We start from the raw sequence: 12061 nt of genomic DNA on the forward strand, positions 1-12061 counted from the left end.
GTTATTTTCACTAATTTATTTATTATATTTATTTTTCTGTTCTATAAAAACTCCAAATTAAATCAAGAGCTTCACCAGGCTCTAATGCACCAGATCTTGTTTCTCTAAGTATTCTTTGAATTGAAAACTTTTTAAAATATGGATACTTTTTATGAGATTCATATAAAAGAGGACATCCGAATCCTTTTATCTGTTCTAAATTATATTTTAATATGTTTTTCTTTATTTCTTCCTTTCCTACAGATAGAGTAGCTGGTAAATTCAATCTAAACATATCTAGGTCATCTTCATCAAAATTATTATTTTCATTATTTTTATTAGTTCTCTTATTATTATTCTCATTAATTTTATTATTATTTTCATTAATTTCCTTATTATTTTCATTAACTTCATTATTATCTTCATTATTCTCATTATCTTTATTAAATTTATTATTAATAGTTTTATTAATTTTATATTTTGTAATACATTGAGATCCTGTTGATAACATATCTCCAAAAATTACAAGGTTTATATTATTATCTTTCCCATAATTGAATAAAGCAGAGGCAGTTTCTTTTGAACATCTCCCACATGGATGTAAATTTCCACTCAATGAATCTTGAATTATTTCTGTGTAATCCATGGGAATATATTTATGCTTTACTGAAATTTCTTTACATAATTTTTTTATATTATCTTTAAATTGTTTAGGGAGTATTATTGTTCCAGGATCAATAGTAACAGCTATTGGATTAAATCCTAATTTTTTAGCTATTACCAAGGAAAAACTACTATCCACTCCTCCTGAAAGGGCCACTATTGCATTATTTTCATTTTTACTAAATTCATAATCATGATTATTAAAATATTCAGTGAAATCGAAGTTATAAATATTTTCTATTTTTGCTTCTAAAATAGATTTTAAATTTTCAATAGGTGCTAAAAATGATTGATTAGATTTTTCATTTTCCTGTTCTTTTATAAAGGAGTCTAATTTTTGTAAAGATAATTTCATCCTATACTCTTTTATTAAATAGTCTGAATAGCTTTCAACATGAATTTTATTAATTTTCATTTTTTCTCTAAGTTTTCCTACAACCCATCCTCCTTTTCCAATAATTGAGGATTTATCTGGCCTATCTGGAGTTATAATCCATAATTCATCGTATTTTTTGTCATATATTAATTTTTTTATATTAATCTTAACATTATCATGACCAATTTCTCTTCTTATTAGGTTTATCTGTTTTATAATTGTTTTTTTATCTAATTTCAACTTTTCACCGATTTAATGATATTTTAAGTAAAAATGATTTAAGTAAAATTTAAAAGTTCATAATATTATTTGTTTAAAAATTTGTTTAAAATCAATATATTTTATTATAGAAATTTAATATTAGTATATAATTTTATATACTTAAATAGATATAATAATTTATAATAATTATTTAAATTAGATATTTGATATATATTATGTAAATATTTATTTTATGTAAATATTTCATTGCAATAGGATTTCCTTGCAATAGAGTTTTCATAATTTAATTTATTATATAGTTTTTATTATCTGAGGATATATAATTAAGAAAAGTACAATTATGGTAAATGATATAACTACTTATGTTATGAAAATGATTAATGTTAAAATGGGAGTTTAATTAAATGGCTAGCTTATTGGGAATTTTTAATAATGATAATGATGAATTTTATCAGAAACTAGCTAAAGAAAATATTAAACTTGGTGTTAATTATAAAAGATTCAGCAAAAATCCTGTTTTTGGAAAAAACATTCTTCTTCGTTCTAATACTATTATCTATAATGATGTTGTTATGGGAGATGATTTTAAAACTGGTCATAATGTAGTAATCAGGGAAAATACTGATATTGGTGATGATGTTTTAATTGGTACTAATAGTGTTATTGAAGGAAATTGTAAGATTGGATCTAATGTTAGAATACAATCTAATGTTTATATACCTACTAATAGCGTTATTGAAGATAATGTATTCATTGGGCCTTGTGCTTGTTTTACAAACGATCGTTATCCTGTTAGAGTAGAATATGATTTAAAAGGTCCTCAAATTAGGAAAGGGGCTTCTGTTGGTGCTAACACCACATTTCTTTCTAATATTGAGGTTGGTGAAGGAGCTATTGTTGCTGCTGGAGCTGTTGTTACAAGAACTGTGCCTCCGTTCTATTTAGCTATTGGTGCACCAGCTAAGATTAAGCCTTTACCTGAACATTTGAGAGTTCCTAATATTCTTTAATAATATGCAAAAGTATATATAGTATGAATAATATAATGTTGTTATATAATATTAAAGATATATGATATTAAATTTAATATTTAAAATTTTTTAAAACTTTTTAAATATAAAATCTTTTAAATCTAATATTATAAATTAACTTTATTTTTTTATTAATGAGATAAAAATTCTTATAAATAATAAAAACTTTGCTTTTAAACTTGTAAAATCCGAGATTTAAATATGAAGTTTTGTTTTTTAAAAATTTATAAATTAAGAATTTTTATCTGATTAATAGAATAGAGAATACTCGCTATTTAGATATTATTTTAATCTTTATAATATGGTTCTTTTATAAAATCGTATTATAAAATGAATTTTTTATAAATGTTTAAAATTTGTTGCTAATAGTTAGAGGATAAATTCTCTAGTCTTATTAATCAGAATAGATAATTGATATCTTAATGAAAATAAAAATTCAGATATGATATCTCTGGTTACTAACATATTCACCCCCCTTTTCAATGTTAGTTTTAATCTTTATATTGAATATAATCATTCCTTTTTAAAAGATTAAAATAAAACTGAATTTTTTTTATTAAGTATATCATTATCTATTTCTTTTAAATTTATTTTGAGTATTTAGATTAGATTTATTTTAGTATTTAAATCTATTCTAAATATTCATTTTATATTTTTTAAGCTTATTTTTAATATTTATTTTTATATTTTTAATATTTGTTTTTATATTTTTTAAATTTGTTTTTATATTTTTTTTTATATTTTTAGGATGACTTATGATTACAAGTTCAATGAACAAAACTATGAATTTTAATATATTTTTTAACAAAAAAATATATATCACAATTTTTTAGAAATTATTCATTTTATTTTATATACTCATTAAACAAAAAATAATAATAATTTTGCGTCTTTCTATTAGTTTTTTTATATTTTTATTATCTTTATTTTTTTCCAAATTGCTCTTTTTCTAATATATCCTTCTTATTCTATATTTTTTTTATTTATTTAAGCTTTTTTAATTCTATTTTTTTCAATTATTTTTAATAATCTTTTATTTTTAATTTTAAGGCGGGGGGGGGGGCAGCTATTGTTTTTTGATTTTTGGTAGTAATATTTATATGGGAGTATTTTTATATTAATATTTGTAAAAATAGTGAGTGTTCGCATTGTACTATTTATGGTTTTATTATAATATTAATTAATTAGATGTGAAAAGTTATGTTTAAAAGTAGAAAAGTTATGTTTAAAAGTAAGCAATTTATTTTCATTGTGTTTGTATTCTCCTTCTTATTTTTGAGTTTTTCTAGTGTTGATGCAGCTGAATATAATTTCACAGACACTAATACCACTGCTCAATTTCAAAGTGTTATTGACAATGATACAGATGATGAATTGGTTATTAATCTTGAAAATGGTGATTATAATTTTTCTAAGATTAATGTTAAACGTAATGCTACTATAAAAGGTAAAAGTAGTAATACTCAGATTAATGGTTCTGGTATTTTATTTAATATCACATCACCCAATGTTAGTATATTAAATTTAACTATTACTAATTATAATACTGCTATAACATCCATAAGTAGCGATTTAACAATTAATGGTAATAATATTAATACAAAAGGAATTAGTATTAATATTAATAGTAATAGCAATGATTTAAAAGGAATAATAATTGCGAATAATATTATTATTTCTGCTAATGATCTTTATGGGGCTGTTTATGTTAATGTATCTGATAACAATTATGCTATTTTAGATGTTTATTTTTTTAATAATATTATTGAAGGTAATGGTACGAACAGATCTCATGGTGTTTATATTATTGCAAAAGGTCGTAGTAGTAATTTGACTTTTATTAAAAATAACATCACAGGATCCAGCAGCTATAGGACTGAAGGTGAGGGTTCTGTTCGTATAGATCTAATAAATAATATTAATGACAACATAACCTTTACTAAAAATAATATCACAGCACTATCAGTCTCAAATGGTTTATGGAATGGGGTTGCACTGAGTACATCCAACAGTAGTAACTCACAAGCTATCTTCACTAATAACAACATAATGGCAACATTCGGTGATGGAGTTTATATTGTATCTAGGAGTAACCATTCACGGATTATATTCGCTGATAACAATCTGACAGGAACAGGAAATTCTAATTCTAGTTGGGGTGGCACAACTGGTAGTGGTGCTTATCTTATTATTAGGGATGGTGGCAACAATTCGGATATATCCTTTACTAACAACATCATCACAGGTATAGGGCCAGATTCCAGTTGGGGTATTTATTTTTTATATGATAATATCAACAACACTAATTTAACATGCATTAATAACATAATAAATGGAGAAAAAACAGGTATTGGTTATTATACTTCTGGATTAAATTTAAACGCACGATTTAACTTCACCGCCAATAACATCACAGTAACAAATGGTAGCGGTTTTAGAATTAATACTCTAAATTATAACAATGTAACCATTATCATTGCTGACAACAATATCACAGGAACAGCCAATGGAAATGGTCTTGATGGTGTTTATCTGTCTGTATACAATAGTAATAAAATCATTAAAAAAATTATAAATGCTAATATAACTATTGTCAACAACACAATGAATCTATCTCGTTTAGGAGGTAGTTATAGTTCTAATAGTGTTAATTTGTGGGTAGAAAATATTATCGGCTTAGAAGCTACTATTGCAGACAACAATTTCACAGGGGATAGTTCGATATATGTGAGAATATATAATTCTAGCGACATTAATCTTAACTTCACTAACAACTTAATAGATGGTGGTGTTGATATGAGAATCTTATATTATAACAATAATTTGCAAGTTACCTTTAATGGTAACATCTTATCGAAAGTGAGGTCTGGTATGAGTTTGGGTGATGCTGCTACTGACAAATTCATTAACAACTCACAATTTACATTCACTAACAACAAGATAATTGGAGCTGGTTTTCATATAAATCTTAACGGTTCTAAAAATATAATTAACTTTACTGATAATAACTTCACTGGACCAGAGGAAGGTCCTCATTATGGATCCCCTTCTTCTTTTTCTGTCATGTCATTCTACGATTTCACCAATTCAAAAGTTAGTTTTATTGGCAACAACTTCAAAGCATATGGTGGTGATGCAAATTATGTTTATCCTAGAGTGTCAGCATATGGAAATACTATCGACTCACAATTCATATTCACTGACAACAATTTCACAACGCAAAATGGAAGTTTTGACCTAGTTATATCGGGATTGAATGGTTCAAACTCACAATTTATATTTAAAAATAACAATTTCACAACAAATAATGGTAGTGCTGCTTTTTTAACTGTATTAAAGAGTAATAATGTAAATATAACCTTCATTGGCAACAATATATCAGGAACAACGCCATACGCTGGTGTTTTTCTTGAGGTAGCTAACACCAATAATTCACAATTCACATTCACTAACAATAATATTGCAGGAACATCACCTGTTGGTTTTTATACTGGTGAAATAAGTGGAAAATTCGGTGATGGATCTCTCAACAACTCATACTTAGAATTTATATTCAATAACAACAATATCACAGGAACAGAACGGGCTGCTTATATAAATGCATTAACCAACAATTCACAATTCACATTCACTGGGAATAATTTCACAGGAATATCATATTATGGGCTTTATCTGAGTGTATACAATAAGAGTAACAATAATATATCTTTCACCAATAACATTATTACAGGAAAATCCGGTTATAGTATTTCTTTGTCTGCATCAAATACTAATAACACCAATATAACTTTTTCTGACAATAATATCACAGGATCAAGTTATAGTGTAAGTTTTGCTGCAGCTAATTCTAACAACTTGCATTTTACTTTAAAAAATAACAGTATTATAGGAAAATCCAGTTATGGTATTTCTTTGTCTGCATCCAATACCAACAACAACTCACAATTTATCTTCGCTAACAATAACATTACAGGAGAATCTGGTAATGGTTTTATTCTAAATGCATCCAGTAGTAACAACATTAATATTGCCTTCACTGAAAACAATATCGCAGGATCAACTTATGGTGTTAATCTTAACACTACAAATAGTAATAACTCTCTATTTAATTTCACTGGGAATAATATTGCTGGAACATCTAATGGTCTTAATTTTAACACATCAAATAGTAACAATACTAATATATCGTTTATTGGGAATGATATTACGGGGTCAAGTTATAGTTTAAATTTCAATGCAACTAATAATAAAAATTCATACTTTAATTTCACTAGGAATAATATCACAGCAACATCTAACTATGGCATTCATTTAATAGCACCAACATCTGATAATTCACAGTTTATCTTTGAAGATAACAATATTACTGGAGCATATGGTGTTATCGGCAATGTATTTGGTAGTAATAATAACTCTCAATTCTCTTTCCTCTACAATAACTTTAAAGGAACAGTTCAGTATGGTTTTGGTTTTAATGCATCCAACACCAACACCATAAATATATTATTAACAGAGAATAATATCACAGGGTCAACTTATAGTATTGGTTTAAATACAACTAATACTAACAATTCTATATTTAATTTCGATGGGAATAATATTACTGGAACAAATTATTCAATTGTTATAGCTGCAAAAAATCTTGAAAACTCACAAATTACCCTTCAAAACAATAATATCACAGCAACAGCAACATCTGATGGTGATGGTATTAATTTTGATGCTACCAATAGTAAAAACTCACAGATCACCTTCAAATACAATAATATCACTGGAACACATGATGGTGCTTTACTATATACTCCAAACAGTACTAATACAAATATATCATTTATCGAAAATAAGATTAAAGGAACAAATTATGGTGTTGGTTTGAGTATAGGAAGCACCAGTAACAACAATAATTTAAATTTCAGTTACAATAACATCACCGGAGAGTATTATGGAGTTTTTGTTTTAATGAATAATACTAATGGTGTTAGTTTTATAAATAATATTATTAACTCTACAAATGGGGATGGTTTTAGTTTTACATCTAATTCTGTTACTAATATTAGTGATTTTATTGTTCGTGGTAATACTATTTATGCTCCTAATGGTGTTGGTTTGAATTTCAGTGGTCTTAATACTGGTTCTCGTGTTAATGTTACTGTTTGGTATAATCGTATTATAGCTAATACTGGTGTGAATATCACTGGTTTTAATGATAATAGTAGTTTTGATTATAATTGGTGGGGTGTTAATAATATAACTACTAAGGTTTTGGGTATTGATACAGTTAATCATTATATTTTGAAGATTATTAATATTTCAAGTTTGTATAATCTCAGTTTTACTGATAATGCTTCATTTGCATTTTTAGTGTTGAATACTACTTTAGTAAATGATGGTGTTGGGAATTTACCTTATTTTATTGTGAATGGTACTTTTAATGGTGCTGAATATAATACTACTACTGATGACTCATTTGAAAATAATCTTATTATATTTTCTAGTGGTTATCCGATTTTAGATGCTTCTTTAGATGATGAGTATGTAACTTTTAGTTTGGATATTAATTTAACTATTACTGTTCCTCCTAATGTTAATATTGGTGAAAATGTTACTATTATTGGTCAATTAGATATTTACACTGGAATAGATAATATCAATGTCACAGTCGATGGTAAGTTTCATAATGTAACTGTTAATAGTACTACTGGTGGATGGAATCTTAATTACACAACTAACCGCACAGGAAACATCACAATAACTGTTAGCTATATTCAGAATGGTACTACTTATTCCATTAACAGTACAACTTTTGAAGTGTTTAAGAATAGTACTAACAGTACCATCAGTGTGGATAGTGTTCACGTTGGTACTGATGCTGTTATTACTGGTGTTTTAGCTAATTATACTGTGATTAGTGCTGTTAATGTTACTGTTGATGGTAAATTGTATACTGATATTGTTGTGGATCCTACTGAGGGTAATTGGACTGTAAATCATTTGACTAATCATACAGGAACTCATACTGTTATTGTAAATTATACTGAGTTAGCTGATGGTAATTATACAAGTTTCATTAATACTAGTAGTTTTTCTGTGTTGAGAAATAGTACTAATTCTAGTATTGATGTTTCTGGTGCGAATAATACTCAAATTGGCACAACAGCTACTATCACTGGTCAATTAGCTAATTTCACCGTGATTAGTAGTGTTAATGTTACTGTTGATGGTAAATTGTATAGTGATGTTTTTGTGGATTCTGTTGGTGGTAATTGGTCTGTGAGTCATTTAACTAATCATACAGGAACTTATAATGTTATTGTTAGTTATACTGAGTCTGATTCTGGTAATTATACTAGTTTTACTAATACTACTAGTTTTGCTGTGTTGAAAAACAGTACTAACAGTACTATACATGTGGATGATGTTCAGGTTGGTACTAATGCTACTATTACTGGTGTTTTAGCTAATTTCACCGTGATTAGTAGTGTTAATGTTACTGTTGATGGTAAATTGTATACTCCTATTGTGGATTCTGTTGGTGGTAATTGGTCTGTGAGTCATTTAACTAATCATACAGGAACTTATAATGTTATTGTTAGTTATACTGAGTCTGATTCTGGTAATTATACTAGTTTTACTAATACTACTAGTTTTGCTGTGTTGAAAAACAGTACTAACAGTACTATCAATGTAGATAATGTTAATATTGGAACTAATGCTACTATTAGTGGTCAGTTAGCTGGTTATGCTGGTGATGGTTCTGATTTGTTGAATATTACTGTTGATGGAAACCTTTATACAGTTACTATTGGTAATACTGGTGGTTGGAGTCTTAATTACACTACTAACCGTACAGGAAACATCACAGTAACTGTTATTTATATTGGTAATGAGAATTACACTGGTTTTATTAATAGTACAAGTTTTGAAGTGTTTAAAAACAGTACTAACTCTACTATTATTGTTTCTGATGTTCATGTTGGTGATACTGCTGTTATTACTGGCCAACTAGCTAACTTTACTGTTATTAGTTTTGTGAATGTTACTGTTGACGGTAAATCGTATACTGTTGTTGTGGATTCTGTTGGTGGTAATTGGACTATTGAACATCTGACCAATCATACAGGAGTTCATACTATTATTGTTGAGTATACTGAAACTGATACAGGTAATTACACTAGTTTTAGTAATAGTACAACTTTCAATGTGCTTAAAAATAGTACTAACTCTACTATCAATGTAAATAATGTTCAAATTGGTACTGATGCTATTATTACAGGTCAATTGGATAATTACACGGTTATAAGTAGTGTTAATGTTACTGTTGATGGAAACACTCAAAGTATCACTGTTAATAATTCTGGTGGTTGGAGTTTAAATTATAATACTAACCGTACAGGAAGTATTGATGTGATTGTTGCTTATAATGGTGATGGTGAGGGTAATTACACAGCATTTACTAACATTACAAGCTTTAATGTGTTGAAAAATAGTACTAACAGCACTATCAATGTTGACAGTGTTCAAGTTGGAACTAATGCTACTATTACTGGTGTTTTAGCTAATTTCACTGTTATTAGTAGTGTTAATGTTACTGTTGATGATAAATTGTATGCTGATGTTGCTGTGGATTCTATTGGTGGTAATTGGACTGTGAAACATGTTACTAATCATACTGGAACTCATAATGTGACAGTTTCTTTTATTGAAACTGATACGGATAATTACACTAGTTTCACTAACACTACAAGTTTTAATGTTGCTATAAATAGTGTCAATTCAACTATAAGTTTAGATAGTGTGAATATTGGAATTAACACTATTATTACAGGTCAATTGACTAATAATTATAGTGGTGATGGTTCTGATTTGTTGAATATTACTGTGGATGGAAACATTCAATCAGTTACTATTAATGGTACTGGTGGTTGGAGTCTTAATTACACTACTAATCGTACAGGAAACATCACAGTAACTGTTAGTTATTCTGGTAATGAGAATTACACTGGTTTTAGTAATAGTACAAGTTTTGAAGTGTTTAAAAATAGTACTAACTCTACTATTATTGTTTCTGATGTTCATGTTGGTGATACTGCTGTTATTACTGGTCAACTAGCTAACTTTACTGTTATTGGTTTTGTTAATGTTACTGTTGATGGTAAATTGTATACTGATGTTGTTGTGGATTCTATTGGTGGTAATTGGACTGTAAGTCATGTTACTAATCATACTGGAAATTATGATGTTCTTGTAAATTATACTGAGTTAGTTGATGGTAATTACACTAGTTTCACTAATACTAGTAGCTTTAATGTATTGAAAAATAGTACTAACAGTACTATCAATGTAAATAATGTTAATATTGGAACTAATGCTACTATTAGTGGTCAGTTAGCTGGTTATGCTGGTGATGGTTCTGATTTGTTGAATATTACTGTGGATGGAAACACTCAGTCAGTTAATATTAATAATACTGGTGGTTGGAGTCTTAATTACACTACTAATCGTACAGGAAACATCACAGTAACTGTTAGTTATTCTGGTAATGATAATTATTCTGCTTTTATTAATAGTACAACTTTTACTGTGTTGAAGGATAGTTCTAATTCTAGTGTTATTGTTTCTGGTTATTTTAAAGTTGGTGAAAATATCACTATTAATGGTATTTTGGCTGATGAGGATAGTGATCCTATAAATAATGCTCAACTAACAATTACTATTGGTAATGAAACTTTTAATGTGACAACTAATAGTACTGGTGATTGGAGTCTTGTTTATACTCCGCTCTATGCTGATGAGTTCTTTATTTCTGTTAGTTGGACTGGTAATGATAATTACACAGGTTTTATAAACAATACAAGTTTTAATGTTACTAAGCTAGCTACTAATTCCTCTATAATCCTTCCAAATAATATTAAGGTTAATCAAACAGTTTTAATTTCTGGTGTTTTAAATGATGAGAATGATAACACAATAGCTGATGCTATTTTAGAAGTTGTTGTTGGTGGTGAGTCTTTTAATGTGACTACTGATTCTAATGGTGTTTGGAGTTTAAATTACACTCCAAAACGTGCTGGAATCTTTGATTTATCCCTTGTTTATTTGGGTAATGATCGTTATGAAGGATTTGTTGAAAATAAGATTTTTAATGTTAGTAAGTTAGCTACTAATTCCTCTATTAATATTCCGAGTAATGTTAAAGTAGGAAAATCGATTACTGTTTCTGGTGTTTTGAATAGTGGTGGTAAACCATTGGCTAATACTAGTGTTCTTGTTATTGTTGATGGTAAAACTTATAAAGTTACTACTAATAATATTGGTGTTTGGAAACTTTCCTATACTCCGAAAAAAGCTGGAAAGTCCACTATGAAGGTTTCTTATGCTGGTAATAATGATTTTGCTGGTTTTAATGTTAGTAAGACTTTTAATGTTACTGGGAAAGTTAAGATTAGTATTGTTAAGATTTCTAAGCTTGTTAAAGTGGGTAAGTATAGAGGTTTTAATCTTTATAGTAAAATTTACACCATTAAAAACTTGGGAACTGCTTTAGGTTCTAAGGATTATGTCAAGTACTTTAAAAATTGGTATTTGGAAAAATTGTCTAAAACTAGTAAAATTATTAAGTATCAGTTTAGTACTAAATCTAGGATTTTAAAGGTTCAAGTTAAGAATTTAGGTGTTGGAAAACAAGTTAAGTTGAAAATACTATTAACACACAGAAAAAGACTATAAAAATTGTAATTCTTTTTTTCTCTTTTTTTGATTATTTTTAAATAGACATTAGAAACTCTTTAAA

3 protein-coding genes are annotated in these 12061 nt (G+C 27.5%); 2 read left to right on the forward strand and 1 reads right to left on the reverse strand.

The features are described from left to right. Positions 1-28 precede the first annotated feature (28 nt). A complete protein-coding gene (locus MarbSA_RS10275) occupies positions 29-1258 on the reverse strand; it encodes a 7-cyano-7-deazaguanine synthase (protein ID WP_244987875.1) in 1230 nt (409 codons plus the stop codon). 386 nt (positions 1259-1644) lie between these two features. Here MarbSA_RS10275 and MarbSA_RS10280 point away from each other — a divergent pair, with 386 nt between their 5' ends. Then, entirely contained in the window at positions 1645-2250 is a 606-nt protein-coding gene (locus tag MarbSA_RS10280) for an acyltransferase (RefSeq protein WP_042703726.1), read from the forward strand. Positions 2251-3471: 1221 nt separating this feature from the next. Continuing rightward, positions 3472-11997: a beta strand repeat-containing protein gene (locus MarbSA_RS10285; protein ID WP_221061568.1), complete on the forward strand. Its 8526-nt coding sequence runs from the start codon at positions 3472-3474 to the stop codon at positions 11995-11997. The last annotated feature ends 64 nt before the right edge of the window (positions 11998-12061 follow it).

It is taken from the genome of Methanobrevibacter arboriphilus, assembly GCF_019669925.1.
GTDB lineage: Archaea > Methanobacteriota > Methanobacteria > Methanobacteriales > Methanobacteriaceae > Methanobinarius > Methanobinarius arboriphilus_A.